The organism is Cysteiniphilum sp. GTC20157 (genome assembly GCF_055396795.1).
On sequence record NZ_AP044698.1, the window covers coordinates 2,433,543 to 2,453,852 of the forward strand.

A 20,310-nucleotide genomic window follows, 5' to 3' on the forward strand; every position below is an offset into this window, starting at 1 on the left:
TGCAAGGACTAAAAGCATTTTAAGCTTGGGGTTGTGCATTTACTTTGCAAAGGGTTGGTATAGGTTTGATCAGCTTTGGAAGATAAAGCTATATAATAAGGAGTAACTTTAACATGTTAATTTTAACAAGAAAAATTGGCGAGACTGTCATGATTGGGGACGAAGTAACAGTCACTGTTTTGGGCGTCAAAGGAAATCAAGTTCGTCTAGGCATAAACGCGCCTAAAGAGGTGTCCGTACATCGTGAAGAAATCTTTGTGCGCATTAAAGGTGAGCACTCATTAGGCGATATGGAATAACATACCACCATACGCACAACTCGTATTGAGTAACAAGCCATTATCAAAAGCTGATTTATGTTATCTATTAAGATACCAACCACTTATCTAGCTGATGGTTGGTTCTCCACAATTCAGCCGTAAACCTTTTGCAGCGCCTATGCTTTATAGCTACACTGATGAAGTATCATCAAAAGAAGGAGTCAGTTATGCAAAAGAAGCTTTATATCATTGCAGCTGGAATACTGTTGTTAGCAGGTTGTGCACAATTTAGCAGTCAACACAAAGAACCAACTGCTATAACACCAACAGATCAAGCGATTAAAGATAATACATCTTCAACAGTAAGAAACAATGACAAAGCAACAACAAGCAAGGTATCAACTGAGGATGACTCAGCCAAAGTTGTTGAAGCAGCAGGCGCGCCTGAAACTAAACTTGAGGAAATTTCAGCAGTTGCTAACGTTGCAGAGAATAATAAGCCCGTAACTTATAAAGTCGAGATTGGCGATAGCTTATATAGCATTGCCCGCAAGAATAACATCAGTATAACCTGTCTTTCTAAAGCCAATAAAATAACAGATCCTAATCGCCTAGCGGCAGGACAAACGCTTATCATCCCAAAGCCTACTGACTGCTAAACTCCAATGAACCAATATCTGAAATATCTTAGCCTATGCATGCTAAGCACAACGGTTTCTTTTGGATTTTGCAAAAGCTTCAGTTTACAGCAAGCAGTGCAATATGCGATTGAGCATGCCCCGAGTTTAAAATCGCAGCAATCACAACTCAACATTGGCGCTTTGCAAAAAGACAATGCCTTTGCCGCCTTCTTGCCAAAACTTGACTTAATCAGCACATCAACAGCAAGTGATACAACATACAGTACAGCCAATAGCACAGGGCTTAATACCGGCAATACCTTTGGCTTGCAGCTATCAGAAGATTTTAGTCAAAATGGTATTAAGATCACCAATTATTACCAAGCAAAGATTCAAACCGCGATCGATCAACTTAACTATCGCTATGCTAAGGATCAATTGATCCAAGAGGTGGCTGAAAATTTTATCCAATATTCACTCAGTGTTCACAACCTTAAGTTGCAAGAAACACTTTATCAGCAATATCAAACGCAGTATTTAAGTGCCAACACCTTATATAAACAAGGACTTAAATCACGCTCGGACGAGCTAAATTTAAAAACGCAGCTCTTAAGTACCGAGATTACGTTAAAGCAACAAAAACAAAGCCTTAAAGTTTCCAAGCAGAAATTACTTAAAAGCATGGGTGTTAGCGCTTTTAGCCCTCAGGATTTCAATTTTAGTGTACTGGCATTACAAGATCTAAAAGACATCCCTAAAGCATTAACGCATTTTTCTGAGCAATATCTATACCAATACAAATTATGGCAATTACAACAACAAAAAGACAATTGGAGTATCAATCAAGCAAAACGTAATTACTGGCCAAATGCTTCATTTGCCATCAATGGGGGGTATCAAAACCCTTATGCGCAAAATGGTTTTTTTGGTGGCATTGGTGCACGCAAAGAATTTAGCTGGAATGCAACCTTAACGTTAAGTTTTAACCTGTTTGATGGCGGCACGTTGGATCGCAATATTGTCATTGCTGAGGAAACAAAACTTAAAAACCAGTATGACAATCAAGGCAACATACTCGATGCACAAAAAACGCTGGCAGATTTGCTCAATGATTTCAAAAACCAATATGATACGCTACCAACAGCCATTGAACTTCAGAAATATGCCAAAGAAAGTTACACCTCGGTAAAGCGTAATTTTCAAGCGGGCAGCCAGTCTTATCTTGATTTAATCAATGCATTACGTAGCTTACAAACAGCTGAGCAAACGATGCTTAATCTCTATGCAAGTTTATTAAAAGACACCTATCAATATCATTTCTATAAAGGAGACATTGAGCGTTATGTTTTCAAGAATCATTAAATGGCTCATTATCATTATTATCCTAATTGCGCTTGGATACGGGCTTTATTACTTCGCTGTTAAAACCAGTCAGCCATTAACTACAACGGATACGCCCTATATAGTAAGCAAAAAAACACTGATAAATAAAATTTCCGCTGCAGGAGAAGTTAGTGCCAATAAAGAAACCGTCGTCACCGCACCCTATGCAGGCTATATCCAAAAAATCTACGTCAATCTGGGGCAACATGTCGTTCAAGGCGATCCTCTTGTGAGCATAGTTAGCTCACTACAATCACCGGAGAAAGTCTACCCAATTAGAGCACCCTATGCCGGAACTGTGGTCTATATCAAAAAATCTGAAGGTGAGTATGTCACTCAAGGTTCAGGCAACACTCAAAATAGTGACTTTATTCTCAAAGTCGATGATTTATCAAAACTTTATGTCACCGCAGACATTGCCGAATCAAACATACTGCAAATGAAAAAAGGCTTAAAAGTCATGATCAAAGCATCCGCTAACAATAATACTAGCTTTGATGGTGCAATCACCAGCGTTGCTCTAGCGCCCTCACCAAATAATTCAGGGACATCATTTAATTCGACACAACAAACTACTTACCCGATTAGGGTGCTTATTACAACAAAGAATGCTGATTTGCTTCCCGGAATGAATGTTGTTTGTGATATTTACATTGATGAAAAACAAGATGTCATTGCGCTGCCTAAGCAATATATTCGCATTCAAGATGGGCATAACTATGTCAAATTGAGCAACGGAAAAATGCAAGAAGTCAGCTTAGGCATACAAACCACACAAGATGTTGAAATCACCAAAGGCTTAACGGTCGGTGATCAAGTTGAGCCAATCGATTACTTCAGCGGAGTATAGCCATATGAGTTTGGCGTATGAGGTAAGTAATCTTAGTTTTAGTTATCACGGTGCAATGAAATCAACGCCCGTGTTGCATGATATTAATTTAAAAATCCAGCAAGGTGAGTTTGTTGCAATTGTAGGGGCTTCAGGATCAGGCAAGTCAACATTGCTGCATTTATTAGGTGCAATGCTGACACTTGAATCAGGTAATATCAAAATAAATAATGAATCCCTTGCGCATGCTGATAGTCGCAAATTGGCACAAATACGCGCTAAACATATTGGCTTCGTGTTTCAGCAATTTCATCTATTGCCCAAGCTAAGTGTGTTGGACAATATCTTGTTACCGATGAATTATCCGATTAATGTTCAGCATGATCGTAAAGCATTAAAACAAAAAGCGCATGATATTGCCAAAGAAGTTGGCATTGCCCATCGTTTAGATCATTACCCTAAAGAGCTCTCAGGCGGTGAACAACAACGTGTCGCAATTGCCAGAGCATTGATGCGTAATGCGGACATTATCCTTGCTGATGAACCAACGGGAAATTTGGATAGTCACAATACCCAGAACATTATGGCGCTCTTAACCAAGCTGAATCAAAATGGCAAAACAATCATTTTAGTAACGCATGATAAGGAAATTGCCGAATTTGCACCGCGCACTATCGAGATTAAAGATGGTAAAGTGCTTGCAGATATTAAAAAGGACACCCAAATAAATTCTTCTGCCAAGCAGGATATAACTCAAATCCATGACAATAAACAAAAGCCAAGCTCAAGCAGCAGCTACACACATGCCTTAACACGACTTTTTGCTTTAGCCTTACGCACCTTGATGATCAAAAAAGGGCAAACACTATTGACTGCTTTAGGTGTAATTATCGGTGTTGCTTCCATTATTGTGATGATGACGCTTGGACAATACGCTAAGGATAAAATTCTAGCATCTTATGATAAATTGGGCGCAAAAACGGTATTATTCTATGCCTATAAGAACTGGATGCAATCGGCATCAGATCATAATAATTCATCCTTTGAACAGCTTTCGGTTAAAGATGATCTCATGCCGATAAAGCGGATTTTCCCACAGATTACCATGCTATCGCCTTCGATTAGTAGCTATGCCAACAGTGTGATTTTTAATAGTAACAAGGTGCATCAAAATAGAATCTCAATTCAAGGCGTTAATGAATATTTCTTGCCGATTGTTAATACCCACCTAGCACAAGGACGAAATTTCTCGGCACTGGATATTCAAAATGCCGATAACGTCTGCATTATTGGTAATGATATTAACCGTGAGCTTTTCCCAACACAAAGCGCAATTGGCAATGTCATTAAGATCGGTGATTATGGTGGCAGTTATACCTGCTTTGTCATTGGCGTGCTAAAGAAAAAATCAAGCTCAAGCAGTGATGCTTGGAATAATATCAATACTCAGGTTCTCCTACCTTTCACCTACTTACAAAAGGTCAATTGGAGTTTTTTAGCGCAATTTTATTTTAGTGTCGATGATGTAAACGCTGTCATTCCAGTGAGTAACGCCCTTAAGAATTACTTCACCAGCAAATATGGCAACAGCGGCACCTTCATGGTGTCACCGGACATTGATCTATTGCACAACATTCAGACTTTTTTAAACATTTTCACCTTAATGCTTGCAGTCATTTCAATCGTATCGCTTGTTGTTGCAGGCATTGGTATTACCAATATGATGCTGGCATCAATTTCTGAGAACCTATATGAAATCGGCTTACTCAAAGCCATTGGTGCCGGAGATCGCACGATCTTTTGGAGCTATTTGATTGAAGCCATTTTACTGTGTTTAAGTGCTGGCATTATCGGCTTTGTGCTGGGAGTTGGTAGCTATGAGTTGATCTTATATATCGCTTCAAAGTTCGTGCAAGAGATTCAGTTTATCTGGTTCATCTCACCCTTTGCGGTATTACTGGCATTTATCTCTGTCGTCAGCCTAGGGATACTAAGCGGCTTGCTTCCGGCACGTAAAGCTGCAGCTTTAGATGTGGTGAAGTGTTTAAACCATTAAAACCCTAGTTTAAAAACTTTGTCGATTTCAAACTGTAAATAAACAGATGCTACCAGGTCACTTTGTTTTGCTTGCAACCTGTTAGTCACAGAAAGTGGTGAATATAATGGTGAAATCAAACACCACCATCAAGCACAGACTGAAAGAAAATCCTCGTCACAGATACTGCCTTAGGCTAATACAAGTTAATTACAGTAATTAGAAGAATTAGTTAGACTGTGATAAGTATAATTCTCAAAAAAACCGATATTAGAGCTATTATTTTCTATTTGCTTTTGAGGTTTTCTTTCATTAATGGAGAGGTTCATGGTGCCATATCCTTGACAACCGAGACCAAGATCATTAAGCAACTCTTGGTAATAGCCAGACTCACAATCCTCTAACTTATATTCTTCCCCATCTAAAGCTTCCTTGATAGCATTATGTCCAACATACGGGTCTGAAAGTTCAAAATCATTGATTTGATAGTGAGATTCAGCATTTAAATTTTTGGCTATGACCATATTCCTGCCCACTTTGATTGTGTAAGCGTTGGCTGAGCGTAAGTCGAAGCCTTTATGAAGTATGATTTTCACAAGCTACCCTTCGACTTACGCTCAGGGTACGGTGAGCACTTGTGGGTGAGCATTTAGTCTTAGCCAAATTTTTTAATACTCTATTTATAAGTTTTATAAGTGATGTTCCCTGCATAGTTTCCGTTAAATTTTCCAAGTCTGACTTTTTATCTCCAAAAAGTTTTTGCTTATCATACGCTTCAATAAATTGGGTATTACAAACATTATGATAGCGAATATTGGATATGAACTGAGTATCTGTGTTTTTGAGGATATGATAAATTGAATACTCGATCAAGTCTGAAACATGCATTTCCAGATTGCCTCCACTTAACCCATCTTTGTTCACATGAAATATATTTATTTCCCATGCATTTGATGTGGTATTTTTCACAAACTTCAATGAAGCATTAGGTGATATACTGTTCAATGAAACATCAATATTATCAACCTTCTGCCAATCAAAATCCTCGATCCCTCCAGACTTAAAAGTCTTCTTTATCCCAGATTTTTTCACTTTTTCATATGTCTGTAATATTTTTGACAGATCTACTTTTATATTCATGAGTAATGGTCTCCATTTATAATGCTATTAATTCTTCTAAATCTTCGCACATTGTTGTTTTCACCCTAAGTAATGAATCAAGAATAAGTTGCGTTAGCTAGTACCTCTCCCCTTGCGGGAGAGGTCGTGCAGCTTGAGCTGCACGGGTGAGGGGAGTAATTGAAGCTCAACTTATTTCCGAATTATTACTAAAGGGATTAGAAGTATGTCTTTATTGCTTTGATTAAAACCTCTCATCAAAGCTAAAAAAGCTAGCACTTAACCTACTCTTTTATTTATAAACTATCACTGTTGTCGTTTCCACCGGAAAACTACCTAATCAACAATTTGATCATATCAATATACCCATCGCGACACATTTTACTATGTTTCAGTCATTGAACTCATCACACTTTTAGGGAGCTGGGTTTTGCCAACAACGCAATACAGAAATACCCTTTTGTATGTCTCTAACGACGCCTTAAAGTATATGGAATAATGTAGAATTTTAGAGTTAGATATGTCATTTCATACTAATGGATCTATTACATAACATTTATAAACATTTAATATAAATTATGTCAAGCACCACATCAACAAATGAGTAGTAATACGCATTTTGCAGCTAAGTTGTATTAATAACGTCTGTTATTGTGCTAAGTTATTAACAGCAATGTTGGTTGCATGATGATATTGACAAGTAGGTTATAGTAAAAATCATAAAAGGAATCAAAAATGAGAAGGCAAGCAATCACAACATTAGGCGTGTGTAGTACATTAATATTTAGTGGTTCACTAGCCTATGCAGCTAGTGATGTATCCAATACATATGTGGATCCAACAGCAAGGGTTGAGGCACTTGTTAATGCAATCAATCAAAGCAATGCGGAAGTAAATAAACAAGCCCAAGTTGTGCTTGCTGATCATAAACAATGGGCTGATACTGCAGCGCTAAGCTCATATAGTGGTTGGACAAAATTTAAGTCATTCTGGCCTTTTTTGGGGCTCTCTATGCAAATGGGCATTAATACGATTGAATTAGGGACTAACTTATCAAAAATGAAATTTGATAACGCCGATCAAAACATGGATCAATACCATGCCATTATGAAAAACATGATGACAGGGGCAGCGCAACCGATGACCTACACAACCACGAAATCACTGTTAGGTACCATTGGTAAAATACAAAAAGTAGATTTAGACACTGCTAAAGTTCGTTATTATGACGGCATGGCACAAGCATATGCTGTGCCTAAGAAGATCATCAAAGCAGCCGGTATCGCATATACATCAACGATTAAATCCGTTGATAATTATCAGCGTTTTTCAGAAGCTGATTGTGTATTAGCAGTTAAAGCCTCACGTGATACAGATTTGTATCAGAATATTTCAGGCTCTGTAAACGCCTTCAAACAACTACTGGATAACAATAAATTGCTGGATAGCATTAAGTTTTTGCATGATGCCAATGTGTATATGCAGTTTTATTACACGGCAGATCCCGCAAAAGTATGTAGCTATAAAGTAGCAATTGAAACACTGAAAAATAATCAATTTATGCAAGCTTATATGCAAGGTTTTGATCGTTATAAAGACTTATTAAGTAAATTTTCTAAAGACTTAAATGTGACAAATGATCACGCATACCCAGTCTATGCTGCCACTGCCGCCATTGATTTTGTGACAATTACTGAAACACAATCAATTATTGATGCGTTAAAAAAATTAAAGCCATAAGCATATGAAAAAGCCTATTTTCTTTCTCTTACTCTCAATGCTATATATTGCACTGCCAACTTATAGCACGGCAGCAGCAAGCATGGCAGTCCAATCATCTTTGAACGATATGACCGTTGCCGATTATCTTAAGCTTTATTATTCAGATAACTCTGCTGATAATCAACGCGTGCGTGGAATCCTCGATGATACTGAGAATTGGCTTATTGCCGCTGATGTCTTTTCCCGCGAAATACAAGGAAAACCATTGTTTTGCGCCAATGCCAAAGATGAGCCTGTCAATTTAGATATCGATACATTTAATAGCATCATCATGGCAAACCTATCACGCTTGGATGCATACAATAATATTTTGTCAATAAAGGATGTATTGCCTTTTACATACTACGTGCTTGGCGTTATGGAGGCAACATTCCCATGCAAAGAGGTTAAATCACACTTTGATCTTTTTGGTCGAATTGAAAAAAGCTATCTCCAAGCGAAAAATCAACAAAAGATTGATGACAAGTCATCATCGCATTAACAATACCACTCTAAAAAAACTTCAATTTCTGCCACCAATTCTTGTTGTGAATGTTTTTCTCGAGCTTTTCACGCTTAATCGCAAGAGAAGTTCTTAAATCATTTGGCGTTAAACGATGTGAAGCAAAATCATTATTGGTCAAAGGGGATTTTGCTGCTTTAAATGCTGCATCAATAAGCTCTGAGCAGAACCATTTATCATGTTCATCCATCCAGTCACGACGCCACAAGCCAAGCCCTAAGGCAGATGAGTAATCATATTTCTTGCCCAGTTGATTGTTTAAAAAAATAATCAGATCATTCTTTTGTGCATCACTGATTTCTGTACGCCAAGTTTCTAACATATCTTGAGATTTGCGCAAGTCATCATAGCTACGCTTATAAACACCCAATGAACCATTACTACTATAACAATCATCATCAATTTGCAATTCGACATGTGAAAAATGTGAACGTGTTACCCAGCGAATACCATAACTGAGAGGATGATACCTCCGACCAAAGTATATTTGAATAATGGGCATAACAATTTCCTTTTTATCTTTCCATGAACGCCTAAGCAAGTATAGCAAAGGATTATCCCAAAAAATAAAGTGTTAACACAAATAAGCGTATCGTATTTGATTTTTCCAAATTTTTACGTTAATTTGCGCGAACCAAAAATAGGTCTTTGGTACAAAACAAATCTATAGGGGGTTTATCTCATGACAAAAATGAACAAAATAATTGGTTTATCAGCGATTGCTTTACTAAGCATCTCTGCAGCAAATGCTAGCGCACAAAGTGGTTTAGTCGTTGGCGGCAACGTTGGTTACTCATTTGCACAAAATGGTTTTGCAAACCACAAAGGTGGTGTAGCTTTCGGTGGTTTAGTAGGTTATGACTACGCTTTAAATCGCAGTGTTAGCGTTGGTGCGGAAATGGATTTGCAATACGCAAACCAAGTTTCAAAAACAGCAGGCAACAAAATCAATGTCTGGAATGTACCACTATTCTTAGTTGGTAAGTACTACTTCGGCGGTAATGGACAGTTTGATGTATTTGGTAAAGCGGGTTATGCATGGAACCGTGTTGGTGCCAATGATAACTATAGCAAAATTTTCAGACCTGTTGTTGCAGTGGGTGCTGGTTACCAGTTGTCTCGCACATTGAATGTATTCGCTCAGTACCAATACAACTGGTTGCCACAAGGTGGTCACAGCATGGGGCAAGCAACAGCTTCTGTTGGCTTGACTTATACGATTCCAATGGGGCCAAGCAACTATTTCTCAAGCCAAGAGAACAATGCTATCGGTCAAGAACAACCTGTAATGCATAATCAGCCAGCTGCAGCGCAAGCACCAATAGCTATTGGTAATGCAACGTATACGGTTAAAAAAGGCGACACTTTATATGACATCGCTGTAGCACATGGCTTATCAAAAACTAAAGGCGCTAACTGCATTGCAAAAGAGAACAACATCACTAACCCATCTAAGATTCGCGTGGGTCAAAAGCTTGTGATTCCAGCAGTCCACTCTTGCTAATCATTACACTACATAAGATACAAAAGCTTTAAGCCAATAGCACTAACATTGCTATTGATACTATGATTTTTTGCAGGAACATAAATATAGCTTGCCCATGGCGCAATAATAAAGCGCCCATAACTGCTATCAAAATTAAAGCCAATACCTAATAGTGAATACAACCCGCCGTGATTCGTGGTATTTTGTGACAACGTCCCCAAACCATTGGCTTGATAAAAATCAACCTGCGTATTGTTGTAATAAATATAACCAAGCTCAGTACGACTTGAGATTGAAAAATGGCGATTAAAATGAAACGTACTAGATTGTAATACCCCTGCATGCAAATACACATCATCCTGTTTCGTGCCACTGGTATTGACCAATGCCAGCATCATCGGCTCAGTCGTACGATATCTTGAATAATTTGCCGTAGTATAAACTCCTGGTGTTATATGAAATCGCCCTTGAATAAATTCATAACCAAAACTCAAACTTGAAACGGCAAAGTAATGCTCAAGGTTAGTGTGCTGATCAATATTATAATCATTTGCTCGCAGATTAACGCGCCCTGTCCCTGCCGCCCCATGGATATACCAATGCGCTTGCCAGTGATTATAAGTACTAATGACGCCAAAAATAGCACCACCCATCCACTCAGACGTTGCCGCCGTACCAACAACATTAAAAAGATTCAAGCGCGTATGCGTATAGCGCGCTTCTAGCGTTGGACCAAAATACCAGTGATTATCCAAGCGATTATCTGAATTATGCAATGCCATAGTAGGATGCAAATCATCTTGGTCATGATTATCGACAACATTAACTGCAATAGCAGATTCAACTAAGCCTAGCAGCAAGCATAATCCACTATAAAAAGGGATTTTGTTTCTTATATCCATCGTTTGTTTAGGTTCCATCTAATCATTCTTAGATTGAGTATAGTTGATAAATTACCTATGCCACCAATAATGAACGAACACGAAGATATTCTATGTGTCTGACTTTATTACTTGGCAAGTAAAAGGTGGTTATAACACCAACAATAATCAATGCATAAATAAAATAAATTAAACCATATGATGGTGACATATTAACAAACACATCTGCAAACATTGGTGCAAAGCCAGAGATGGAAACTCCTATGCCATATGCAATTGAGCAACCTGAAGCACGCACATCTTTTGGGAAAAGCTCAGAGTACAAAGGCGTGGCAACTCCTTGAAGCAAGGATACAAGTGCTGTTATTAAAACAGTGGCTACAATAATAAGCACATAACTTGCTGAGTTGAACAACAGCATTGCCGGCACCGACAACACTATCATTGATATGAGGCACGCGTTTAAGGATCTCTTTCGGCCCCAATAGTCTGAAAGCAGCCCTGAAAGCGGAACCATAATACATATCAAACTAAGAGCCAAGCTATTAATACCTAAAGCTGTCGCTTGACTTAACCCAATATGTTGCGTCATATAAGTCACAAGGTAAGTTGCCAGAATATAGAACAAAGATGCGGCAACAGCCGAAAGTATAATGACACAAAAAAGGCTTCTTCTGTGCTTTGTAAAGACTATTTTAATTGGTGAGACTTTCATTTTATCTTTGGAGTCTACGATATCTTGATCGACATCCTTCTCTTTTAAAAAAATCTGAGCTATTAGAAGAACAGCGCTTATTAAAAATGGAATTCGCCAAGCATATTCAGACAATGAATCAGGAATTAACTTAACAACGGTAACGCTAACAAAGGCTGCCAACAAGAACCCAATAACGGATACTGAATATGCAATACCTATGTTTAAACCTTTTAAACGATAATCATCATCTTCTGTCGTAATCGTTAACAGATTGCCAAACTGACCACCAGCGGATAAGCCTTGAATCATTCTAAGTAAAACTAGCAACACAGGCGCCATAATACCTATCGTTGAGACACCTGGTAAAAATGCCATTCCAACTGTTGCCAATCCCATCATAGCAATAGAAAGATTCATTGCATAATGACGACCAACTTTATCGCCTAAATGCCCAAAAACAAAAGCACCTACAGGGCGGGCTAGAAATCCAGCTCCGAAGACTGCAAAAGTGGCCAATAATGAAATAAAAGGGCTTGAGCTAGGAAAAAACGTTGCTGCTATCGCTACTGCAAAATAACCATAAAGGCTGAAATCATACCATTCAATAACGTTTCCAAGTGAAATTTTTAATAATCTTAGTGTTTGATAAAACATAACTATATTAAATTTTGAGGAAAAGTCCTCAAGATAAAATAACATCTCCATAATGATCGATTGTTATTTTTACCCTAACATTATTGAAACTGACTTGTCAAATTTGCAAGACCATCAATTTCGCGATGAAATATTCAACTGGTTTCCAGGGCAATCGCATTTAAATCCCCTGAATGATTTTTCGTAAATACTGTTCATCCCATCCAGCTTTCAAGCGTTTAGTTTTAACGCCAACTTTAGCTGTCCTCTCTTTGTTTATTAAATTTAATGTAACATGCCTAATAGTACTCAAGTTGGCAGCACTATTACGAACTCTCGCTCGTGAATGGTCTTCATCAAATGACATATTTAATGACCAATGTAATTGGTTCTCAATGCCCCAGTGCGCCCTAATTGCAGTCGATATCTTCTCAACTTTATCTGCACTTACTGAGCTAATAAAATAGCGTGTTTCCAGACTTTCTTTATAACCTGACTCAGCTTCGCTATCCCTAACTTCTCTTTTTGAGGTCACTGCTGTTATACTTTTTAAATATGGTCAATTATGATGCTCTTGTAACCAATCAATATCACGCATCCAATGAGTAAAAAACTCGCTAAATTGCTCTGTATCAAGCATGGCAAATACATTACCAAATGTGTCATGCGAGGGAATACCATTCTTTAGTTTAAGCACATCTGTTAACCAATCTTTCTTTGCTTTACAAAATACCTCTATTGCCACCCAATTATCCGCGCCGCAAATGACAGCAATTAAAGTCATAAATAAGATGTCATCAGCTTATGTTTCTTGCATCTATTAACTCTCGGATCTTTTATAGTCTCAAAATGTGTGAATACTGATGAAGTTGCTGTACTTTTTGTCATGGGTGGGCTTTATTTCCAGAATTTTTCACAAAACTCACCAGAAATCAACAACTTTTAAATGCGATTGCCCTGATAACAAAAGCAGATAGCCTATATTATTAATTTTATAGTATGGTATGATTTCACTTGGCGGTGAGCTAACCTATTTTCCAGTCCCCACTGTAAGATTAGCCACCTGCCTGCCCCCGCCTTTACACTTAAGTTATTCATTGGTAGAATATGTGCATATACGCACACTATAAAGGCATAAAATAACTAAGTCAACAAGGGCATGGTAAAAAAATGAAATATGATGCAATTAAAACATCGCAGCTTTTAAGTGATGCCTTGCTATTCAAAGAAAATAAAGATGGCGAGCGCTTTAATATTGCTAAGGCTTGCTCACATATGGGCATATCAAGAAAACGCTTTTATGATTTACTCAATGGGAAGTCACACGAGCCAACCATTTCAGTGTTGGCAAAAGTGATACAATACTTTAAAGAGGAAGGCTTTATCTTTCAATACAAAGATTTTCTTGAGGTTGATGTAGAAGAAAACAATCATTACATACAAAGATCCATTCAAATAAAAGATGCTGATAATAATGTTCTGCAAACTAGAACTATAAAAATCACATCCTCTGTAAACCCAGATAATCTTGAGGCTTATCAAATTACCAACAGTCCTTACAATGCGTTGAGTAAGGATGAGATAATCATTGTCGACAGTAAAAACAAAGGAAAAGGAAACTATCTCTTATGTGTAAAATACCAATTTTGCATAGCTAGGAAATCAGGCAAAAATTATATCGATATTTTTAATACGCTAACTTATAAACAGGAAGAAATAACTCTAAAAGGAAAAATTATTGATGTTTTTTTCGCTTAGGAAATTTAAAGGTATTTGAGAATGCATAACTATATTATTGAAGATGTAACTCCTGCGGAGAATGGGTTCAAACTTTATTATCGTGAAGAGTGCTGTCGAATAGTGCATTCAATGCACTATTCTAAAGACAAGTTACAATATTTTAATCGCGATTCACAGCATATAATTCAAGAAAGAATTACAACCTTCATCAAAAATGGAAATAATATATCTGACACACAAAGTTTTTTTGCAAACCTTTTATCTGGAGTAAATGACTTTAAATTATTATGGCTATTTATGATGATTTACGTCATTGTCATCTTACTTGCCAATTGGTTTAACCCTAGAATCGTCGAATTTTTTGGAATATCTACTGATGCTGGCACCATAATTTTTCCATTAACCTTCTTAATTAGCGACATTATTACCGAGGTTTATGGCTATAAATACGCAAGAAAAAGCATATGGTTTGGGTTTTTATTTAGCATATTCTTTTTTGCCTATGGATTTTTAGTTAAGGAATCTGGTAGCCCCGCTTTTGCAGCAGATCAAAACGCTATGTTTGATCAGGTGGTCTCTCTAAATATGCTATTTATTATTTCGGGTTTTATTAGCTACTGGATAGCCGAACCAATGAACTCATTTATTATGGCAAAGCTCAAAATTCTCATGAAAGGTAAATTTATGGCGGGCAGATTCGTTGGCTCCACTTTTGTCGCTGCCTTTTTGGATTCATTTATTTTCTCGCATATAGCACTTATTACTTTGTTTAGTTACAACGACTTATGGTCTTTGCTTATTGTCATGTGGTTGGTTAAGGTCGGCATTGAACTTATCGGCTTAAGCTTCTCTATCCCACTCACTAAGAAAATTAAACAATTTGAGCAAATGGATAGATATGACTTAAATACTAACTTTATTTTTTTCACTACAGAAACCAATTATTCAGCTGATACCAATAAATACAATAATAAAAAAGAAAAAAGCTGTATCCTACTATGATTAGCTTACTTTGAAATTAAGAAGACTAGACTTGCCATATATGGAAATTTGTAATTTGGATGTTTATCTAAAATAACTTGCAAACTTCATATGACCACCTAATTTTATATTTCAATGCCTTTTAATTTGATTCAATTCGACAATTACCCTGCTGAAATATTCAACTGGTTTCTATAGCAGCTTTTGGTTATGATTGGCAAGATTTCATTTAGCAAAACCAAAGGATACGATACGATGCTTAAGAAAATTGGCGTGATCTTCTCATTTATGCTGTTAGCAATGTCAGGCTTTCAGTTAGCTGAAGCCAAGCGTTTTGGCGGTGGTTCAAGCCATGGCTTTAGCCGCTCAGCACCAACACAAACACACAATAGCACAGCTGCTGGCAGCACTGCTCAGAAAAAAGGTGGCATGGGCACCTTTGGTAAGATTTTAACCGCGCTTGGATTAGGTGCGCTTTTTGCTTGGCTTTTTAGTGCGCATGGTATGACGGGATTACTCATTGTTATTGCACTGATCGCACTGTTTGTTTTCTTTATGCGTAGAAAGGCAATGCAGCAACAAATGCACAATAACAATCATAATAATGCATCACATAATCAAGCATCACCACTACATACCGCTACCAATGCGTTTACTGGCAATGCCCAAGAAGCTTCGGCTGAGCACAGTCAATCAACACAGTCAAGTAATGGCATTGTTAATGGTCAATTAGCTGATGGTACACCTGAGACCGTCTTTAATCACCAAGCGTTAAACTTATTTAATCAACTACAAGCCTTGAACAATAAAGAAGGTCTTGAAAAGATCAGAAGCTATATTACTGAAGATCTCTACCATAGTGTCTTAAATGACATTGAGCACAATGAGGAATTAGCGCAATTTAAAGACCTTAGCTGCAAAGTCATGAGCTGTGATCGTCAAGCAAATCAATATATTGCCAGTGTCATGTTTGTTGGACAGGTTAAAGAAGATGCTCATAGTGACTGGCAAAACTTTGAAGAAATCTGGCACTTCACACGCAAAGATGGCGAACACTTATGGCAAGTTGCCGGTGTTCAACAATTCTAAAATTCAAAGGCTACATATAACGTGCTTTAATATGCGCGATATAAGCGCTCGCATCTAAACTTTTGCCACTAGCTTTTGTGACCAACTCATCAAAAGTATATAGCGCGCCATATTGGTGAATATTATGATTAAGCCACATCATTAATGGCTTGAAATCACCTTGCGCAATGCTAGACATAATCGCGGGATTACTGTGCTTAGCTGCGGCAAATAATTGTGCCGCTAATAACGCCCCTAATGCATATGATGGGAAATATCCAAAATCACCAGATGACCAGTGTACATCCTGCATTACACCATCTTTATAATTATTCGTTGTATCAACCCCGAGATAAGCGCTCATTTTCTCTTGCCAGATAGCCGGCAGATCTGCCACAGTAATCTCATCGGCAAAGAGCGCTTTTTCAATCTCATAGCGCAAGATCACATGCAGTGGATAAGTGACTTCATCGGCGTCAACACGGATAAAATCAGGTCTCACTTTTAGTAAATGCTTCATCAAGTTATCTGTTGATAGGCTGTCATCTTGACCAAAATGACGCTCTGCATATTGCGCGAGAATACCAATAAACTCAGGGCTACTACACGCTTGCATTTCAACAAGCAATGATTGACTCTCATGTACTGCCATACCCAACGCTTTGGCTACAGGTTGTGTAATATACTTTTGCGGCAAACCCATTTCATACAAGGCATGCCCCGTTTCATGACATACCGCTAAGGCACTGGATAAAAAGTCCTGCTCATTATAGCGTGTGGTGATACGCACATCAGAAGGCACCCCACCACAGAAAGGATGCTGTGAGGTATCAATGCGACCATGGTTAAAATCAAAACCAATAACACGCATCAGATCATGTGATAATGCATATTGCTTATCGATGGCAAAGGTTTGGTTAAATGGCAAACCCACCTTACCACTTTGTTTATCAACAATCATTGGAATAGCTTGCGGCAAAAAGTGTTTAAGCTCATCAAATATCGGATCGATATATTGCCCATTAACTCCTGGGGAGAACTCATCAAGCAGCGCATCATAGGCATCAACACCATAATACTCCGCTTTGATCTTTGCTTTTTGTTTTACCAAGGCAACGGTTTTGCTCAAAAGCGGCATGAAGTCATGCCAATTGTTTTGACCACGTAGCGTGCGCCATGCTTGTGTCGACTCTTTGGTTGTCACTGCCAAGTCAGCCACTAAGCGCTCAGGCAAAATCGTCGCATTAACAACAGCTTTACGCATATGCTTAATATTAGCCAATTGCCATTGATCTAAAGCGTTTTCATCGATATCCTGCAAACGACTCGCCACTTCAGGTGAGTTTAACTGCTGATGAATGGTTGTTGTGAGACTGGCTAATGCACTATTACGTGCTTTGGCACCCCCTGTTGGCATCATTACATCCTCATCCCAGCACAGCATCTCAAGTGCGTGATTAAGATCATGAATATACTTGAACTTATCGTGTAAATACTGATAGTTTTTATCCATTGTATTACGCTCCATGCATAAAGGCTGCTTCTGCTAAGGGGTGGTTTGTCAACAAAAAGCGCTTTGGTGTTTCTGCCAACAAATACCCTTGATAAGGCTGCCCTGCCTTAAAGTATGCGTTGTAGTTATTCTCATCAGTTAATACAAAAACACGACGATCACTTCGCCATACTGGCCAGAATTGATCTGCGGTTCTTAGCGTTTTATCAGCACCTGAGTTTGGCATTTTGGCAGTATTGGCAAGCTCACCTTCATTGGCAACAATCCACGTCAAGCGATCCAAATAAAACTGTGCATCATAATAGTAACCACCATAGTTTGCGACAATCGCCTGCGGATAGGTTTTAAGCAAAGGGGCGACAATATTCGTCAGTGGACGCACTGTTTTTTGTGCAAAATACTGCGAACCTGACCAGCCCAAATTCAATATAATCATCATCGCACAGACAAACCATAACATAATCGCTTTGAGATTATTGCGCTTTAAATAAACAAATCCTGCAATCGCAGTGATAAGAGACACAAGTGCCGCCGGCCAATAAAACCCTGCAATTTCATTAAAGAACATCGCAAAATTAGGAATAAATGGCAAGATCACAAAAGCAATCGCAATAATAATGAAAAACACCAATGAAACAATAATACTTGCCTTGGTTGACTTACGTAATGTCGACTCATTAAGTATCTTGTCAATGCGTCGCGCGATCAAGATCGCAAAGGGTGTCACCACCGGAATTAAGTAGCCCATTAAAATCGATTTTGAAAACGCAAAAAATAGTAAAATTGCCATGCCCCAGACAAATAAAAACCACTCATTTTCATGCTTTTTACGTGTTTTGAGCTTAGTTAATACTGATTTAAAGACTTGTGGTAAAAAGCCAAACCAAGGGAAAAAGCCAATAATAAAAATACCAAAATAGACAAATTTACTCATTTGTCGCCCTTGCTCATCCGTAGCATAACGCAAGATTTGTTGAACAATCACATAATAATGGAAAAACTCAGGGTGCTCGTTATTAACCGCAACAATCCATGGCACTGAAATGATTAAAACGACGATTAAGCCAAGATATAAGCGATAATCTAACAGCAGGCGATATCTGCCAACGATAAGCGCCCATAAACCAATAATCATCATCGGAAAGACAATGCCAATTAAACCCTTGGTCATCACTGCAAGCCCCGAGAAAATAAAGGCATTTAATAACCATATATTTGCCTGCCAACTTGTCTGGCGATATTGTCTTGATGCCCAAAATGACAACATGGTTATCGTTAAGAAAAAGGCGACACCGGCATCAAGGTTTAAATAGCGTCCTCCACCTAAATATAAAATCGACGTCCCCGTAATCAGTGCAGCCCATAGTGATACACGGCGCTTTTGATAGACAATACGACAAACGAGATATACAAACCACACACCAATAATCGATAACACCGGATTAGGTAGGCGAGCCGCCCAAATATTGAAGCCAAAGATCTTGAGCGACAAAGCTGTTAACCAATAAATCATTGGCGGCTTTTCAAAATAAATCACTCCATCTAGGTGCGGTACGATATATTGGTGGTTAACGACCATCTCGCGTGCAATCTCAGCATAACGTCCTTCATCAGGCGTAAACAGCACCGGCAGACCATAAAGACACAAGGCGATTGCCATAATGATTGTTATCAACAGTAAATCACACCAAAATACGCGATCCATTTGCCAGCGAAGACGGCTTATCTTTTTTTCCATCGTGTCTATAACCTATATTTGAAGCTCAACAGATTATATACATCTTAGGTTATATTTTATAGTGGCATATACCATTCATTGAGATATTCATTCATAAACTATTGCCAGAAATTAGATGTTTGTAAGAATGAGGAAATAACGTCAACTGCTTTTTTTATAATTGGATTTTTGTACGATTCACTATTCACCAAAAAGTAACTACCGGAAGAACCACTAGAAAACTCCGGTAAAATATTAACTATTTGATCGCCATCTGCTTTTATTATTGATTCAGGCATCAAACTAATACCATAACCTGCCTTTGTTAGCTTATGTTGCATAATGACCGAGTCACAGCCAATGCTTTGTTCTATGTTCAAGGTATGCTCAGAATCAGCATCGCGTAATAGCCATGTCTTAGTTGGGAAGAGATTATTATAGATGCAGACATGTTGGCTTAAATCCTTGATACTATTGATTGATGAATGATCTTTTAAATATAATTGACTTGCATATAATTTATGAGTGGTTTCTAGCTTTATTTTCATGATCCACTCTTGATCATTAATTAAGTGAATAAGTGACTCGTGAATGAATATCACATCAAACTGATCAAATAATGCCTTTGAGACCAAACCAAAATTTAGCATCTGGTAATAGCTATAACTCACCATTTCAATTGAGAGCTTGCGATCGATGTTTAGTAATGATTTAAGACATGATTCAAGAAAAAAATAATAAATACTAATGTTGTTAAAAAAGCGAATTTGTGTTGCTTTAGTTTCTGATTGATTCATCAGTGCGGAATAACATTGATTCACTTGATTAGTCATCGTGTTTAAGCGTGGAATTAACTCGACACCATAAGAAGTTAGCTCTATTTTCCCGCCTCTATTATTGATAACATTATTTTTAAGATGAAACTCCAAACGTTGTATTCTGCGTGAAATCGTTGTTCTATGTTCTCCTGTTGCTTCAGCCAAAGCATAAATAGATCCAGCTTTAATTAACTCTACCAATGTAGCCGCATCAATAAAAAAATCATTATACATACTGCATTCCTT

General features: G+C 37.9%; 19 protein-coding genes and 1 pseudogene. 11 read left to right on the plus strand and 9 right to left on the minus strand.

The features are described 5' to 3' along the window. Positions 1–113 precede the first annotated feature (113 nt). The 5 genes from csrA (at position 114) to ACZ5V8_RS11035 (ending at position 5,148) form a co-directional block, all read left to right on the plus strand. Positions 114–299, plus strand: a complete 186-nt coding sequence (gene csrA / locus ACZ5V8_RS11015; protein ID WP_117001530.1) for a carbon storage regulator CsrA — start codon at positions 114–116, stop codon at positions 297–299. A gap of 188 nt (positions 300–487) precedes the next feature. Continuing rightward, on the plus strand, positions 488–919 hold the full coding sequence (locus ACZ5V8_RS11020; RefSeq protein WP_440615896.1) for a LysM peptidoglycan-binding domain-containing protein: 432 nt from the start codon (positions 488–490) through the stop codon (positions 917–919). Positions 920–925: 6 nt separating this feature from the next. Then, positions 926–2,242, plus strand: a complete 1,317-nt coding sequence (locus ACZ5V8_RS11025) for a TolC family protein (protein WP_440651767.1) — start codon at positions 926–928, stop codon at positions 2,240–2,242. After that, positions 2,223–3,113: an efflux RND transporter periplasmic adaptor subunit gene (locus ACZ5V8_RS11030; protein ID WP_464217803.1), complete on the plus strand. Its 891-nt coding sequence runs from the start codon at positions 2,223–2,225 to the stop codon at positions 3,111–3,113. Before ACZ5V8_RS11025 ends, ACZ5V8_RS11030 begins: the two co-directional genes overlap by 20 nt. After that, a complete protein-coding gene (locus ACZ5V8_RS11035) occupies positions 3,073–5,148 on the plus strand; it encodes an ATP-binding cassette domain-containing protein (protein ID WP_464217804.1) in 2,076 nt (691 codons plus the stop codon). Before ACZ5V8_RS11030 ends, ACZ5V8_RS11035 begins: the two co-directional genes overlap by 41 nt. A 185-nt stretch (positions 5,149–5,333) precedes the next feature. On the opposite strand, the gene ACZ5V8_RS11040 is transcribed toward ACZ5V8_RS11035, so the two are convergent. Together ACZ5V8_RS11040 and ACZ5V8_RS11045 are read right to left on the minus strand one after the other, a co-directional pair. Continuing rightward, a complete protein-coding gene (locus ACZ5V8_RS11040) occupies positions 5,334–5,723 on the minus strand; it encodes a hypothetical protein (protein ID WP_464217805.1) in 390 nt (129 codons plus the stop codon). Continuing rightward, positions 5,704–6,267 (minus strand): hypothetical protein, encoded by a 564-nt coding sequence (locus ACZ5V8_RS11045; RefSeq protein ID WP_464217806.1) that lies wholly within the window; start codon positions 6,265–6,267, stop codon positions 5,704–5,706. The genes ACZ5V8_RS11040 and ACZ5V8_RS11045 overlap by 20 nt, the downstream gene beginning before the upstream one ends. A 714-nt stretch (positions 6,268–6,981) precedes the next feature. On the opposite strand from ACZ5V8_RS11045, the gene ACZ5V8_RS11050 reads away from it, so the two are divergent. Then, complete coding sequence (locus tag ACZ5V8_RS11050; RefSeq protein ID WP_464217807.1) at positions 6,982–7,986, plus strand: hypothetical protein; 1,005 nt, start codon at positions 6,982–6,984, stop codon at positions 7,984–7,986. A 4-nt stretch (positions 7,987–7,990) separates the two neighbouring features. Further along, positions 7,991–8,509, plus strand: coding sequence for a hypothetical protein (locus ACZ5V8_RS11055; protein ID WP_464217808.1), 519 nt, complete (start codon positions 7,991–7,993; stop codon positions 8,507–8,509). A gap of 10 nt (positions 8,510–8,519) precedes the next feature. Here ACZ5V8_RS11055 and ACZ5V8_RS11060 read toward each other — a convergent pair whose 3' ends face one another. Continuing rightward, positions 8,520–9,032: a hypothetical protein gene (locus tag ACZ5V8_RS11060; protein WP_440615902.1), complete on the minus strand. Its 513-nt coding sequence runs from the start codon at positions 9,030–9,032 to the stop codon at positions 8,520–8,522. A 180-nt stretch (positions 9,033–9,212) separates the two neighbouring features. On the opposite strand from ACZ5V8_RS11060, the gene ACZ5V8_RS11065 reads away from it, so the two are divergent. Beyond that, positions 9,213–10,034 carry an outer membrane beta-barrel protein gene (locus tag ACZ5V8_RS11065; RefSeq protein ID WP_464217809.1) on the plus strand — a complete coding sequence of 274 codons (822 nt, stop codon included), beginning with the start codon at positions 9,213–9,215 and terminating at the stop codon, positions 10,032–10,034. Between the two features lie 8 nt (positions 10,035–10,042). Here the strand turns inward: ACZ5V8_RS11065 and ACZ5V8_RS11070 are convergent, their stop codons facing one another. From ACZ5V8_RS11070 to ACZ5V8_RS11080, 3 genes and pseudogenes are all read right to left on the minus strand, one after another. Continuing rightward, positions 10,043–10,936: a hypothetical protein gene (locus ACZ5V8_RS11070; protein ID WP_464217811.1), complete on the minus strand. Its 894-nt coding sequence runs from the start codon at positions 10,934–10,936 to the stop codon at positions 10,043–10,045. 37 nt (positions 10,937–10,973) lie between these two features. Then, complete coding sequence (locus tag ACZ5V8_RS11075) at positions 10,974–12,299, minus strand: MFS transporter (RefSeq protein WP_464217812.1); 1,326 nt, start codon at positions 12,297–12,299, stop codon at positions 10,974–10,976. A gap of 109 nt (positions 12,300–12,408) precedes the next feature. After that, positions 12,409–13,115: pseudogene (locus ACZ5V8_RS11080) on the minus strand (ISAs1 family transposase). Between the two features lie 282 nt (positions 13,116–13,397). Between ACZ5V8_RS11080 and ACZ5V8_RS11085 the strand changes: the two are divergent. From ACZ5V8_RS11085 to ACZ5V8_RS11095, 3 genes are all read left to right on the plus strand, one after another. Next, positions 13,398–13,985 carry a hypothetical protein gene (locus tag ACZ5V8_RS11085; RefSeq protein WP_464217813.1) on the plus strand — a complete coding sequence of 196 codons (588 nt, stop codon included), beginning with the start codon at positions 13,398–13,400 and terminating at the stop codon, positions 13,983–13,985. A gap of 21 nt (positions 13,986–14,006) precedes the next feature. Continuing rightward, positions 14,007–14,969 carry a queuosine precursor transporter gene (locus tag ACZ5V8_RS11090; RefSeq protein ID WP_464217814.1) on the plus strand — a complete coding sequence of 321 codons (963 nt, stop codon included), beginning with the start codon at positions 14,007–14,009 and terminating at the stop codon, positions 14,967–14,969. A gap of 189 nt (positions 14,970–15,158) precedes the next feature. Then, complete coding sequence (locus ACZ5V8_RS11095; protein WP_464217815.1) at positions 15,159–16,037, plus strand: hypothetical protein; 879 nt, start codon at positions 15,159–15,161, stop codon at positions 16,035–16,037. Positions 16,038–16,047: 10 nt separating this feature from the next. Here the strand turns inward: ACZ5V8_RS11095 and ACZ5V8_RS11100 are convergent, their stop codons facing one another. From ACZ5V8_RS11100 to ACZ5V8_RS11110, 3 genes are all read right to left on the minus strand, one after another. Continuing rightward, positions 16,048–17,544, minus strand: a complete 1,497-nt coding sequence (locus ACZ5V8_RS11100; RefSeq protein ID WP_464217816.1) for a hypothetical protein — start codon at positions 17,542–17,544, stop codon at positions 16,048–16,050. After that, on the minus strand, positions 17,534–19,267 hold the full coding sequence (locus tag ACZ5V8_RS11105; protein ID WP_464217817.1) for a phospholipid carrier-dependent glycosyltransferase: 1,734 nt from the start codon (positions 19,265–19,267) through the stop codon (positions 17,534–17,536). Before ACZ5V8_RS11105 ends, ACZ5V8_RS11100 begins: the two co-directional genes overlap by 11 nt. Positions 19,268–19,365: 98 nt before the next feature. Next, positions 19,366–20,298: a LysR substrate-binding domain-containing protein gene (locus tag ACZ5V8_RS11110; RefSeq protein WP_464217818.1), complete on the minus strand. Its 933-nt coding sequence runs from the start codon at positions 20,296–20,298 to the stop codon at positions 19,366–19,368. Between the last annotated feature and the right edge of the window lie 12 nt (positions 20,299–20,310).

Excerpts from the sequence above, each read along its gene's own strand:
- csrA (WP_117001530.1), top strand. The coding sequence starts at position 114 with ATGTTAATTTTAACAAGAAAAATTGGCGAGACTGTCATGATTGGGGAC.
- ACZ5V8_RS11020 (WP_440615896.1), top strand. The coding sequence starts at position 488 with ATGCAAAAGAAGCTTTATATCATTGCAGCTGGAATACTGTTGTTAGCA.
- ACZ5V8_RS11025 (WP_440651767.1), top strand. The coding sequence starts at position 926 with ATGAACCAATATCTGAAATATCTTAGCCTATGCATGCTAAGCACAACG.
- ACZ5V8_RS11030 (WP_464217803.1), top strand. The coding sequence starts at position 2,223 with ATGTTTTCAAGAATCATTAAATGGCTCATTATCATTATTATCCTAATT.
- ACZ5V8_RS11045 (WP_464217806.1), bottom strand. The coding sequence starts at position 6,267 with ATGAATATAAAAGTAGATCTGTCAAAAATATTACAGACATATGAAAAA.
- ACZ5V8_RS11050 (WP_464217807.1), top strand. The coding sequence starts at position 6,982 with ATGAGAAGGCAAGCAATCACAACATTAGGCGTGTGTAGTACATTAATA.
- ACZ5V8_RS11055 (WP_464217808.1), top strand. The coding sequence starts at position 7,991 with ATGAAAAAGCCTATTTTCTTTCTCTTACTCTCAATGCTATATATTGCA.
- ACZ5V8_RS11060 (WP_440615902.1), bottom strand. The coding sequence starts at position 9,032 with ATGCCCATTATTCAAATATACTTTGGTCGGAGGTATCATCCTCTCAGT.
- ACZ5V8_RS11065 (WP_464217809.1), top strand. The coding sequence starts at position 9,213 with ATGACAAAAATGAACAAAATAATTGGTTTATCAGCGATTGCTTTACTA.
- ACZ5V8_RS11070 (WP_464217811.1), bottom strand. The coding sequence starts at position 10,936 with ATGGAACCTAAACAAACGATGGATATAAGAAACAAAATCCCTTTTTAT.
- ACZ5V8_RS11075 (WP_464217812.1), bottom strand. The coding sequence starts at position 12,299 with ATGGAGATGTTATTTTATCTTGAGGACTTTTCCTCAAAATTTAATATA.
- ACZ5V8_RS11085 (WP_464217813.1), top strand. The coding sequence starts at position 13,398 with ATGAAATATGATGCAATTAAAACATCGCAGCTTTTAAGTGATGCCTTG.
- ACZ5V8_RS11090 (WP_464217814.1), top strand. The coding sequence starts at position 14,007 with ATGCATAACTATATTATTGAAGATGTAACTCCTGCGGAGAATGGGTTC.
- ACZ5V8_RS11095 (WP_464217815.1), top strand. The coding sequence starts at position 15,159 with ATGATTGGCAAGATTTCATTTAGCAAAACCAAAGGATACGATACGATG.
- ACZ5V8_RS11100 (WP_464217816.1), bottom strand. The coding sequence starts at position 17,544 with ATGGAGCGTAATACAATGGATAAAAACTATCAGTATTTACACGATAAG.
- ACZ5V8_RS11105 (WP_464217817.1), bottom strand. The coding sequence starts at position 19,267 with ATGGAAAAAAAGATAAGCCGTCTTCGCTGGCAAATGGATCGCGTATTT.
- ACZ5V8_RS11110 (WP_464217818.1), bottom strand. The coding sequence starts at position 20,298 with ATGTATAATGATTTTTTTATTGATGCGGCTACATTGGTAGAGTTAATT.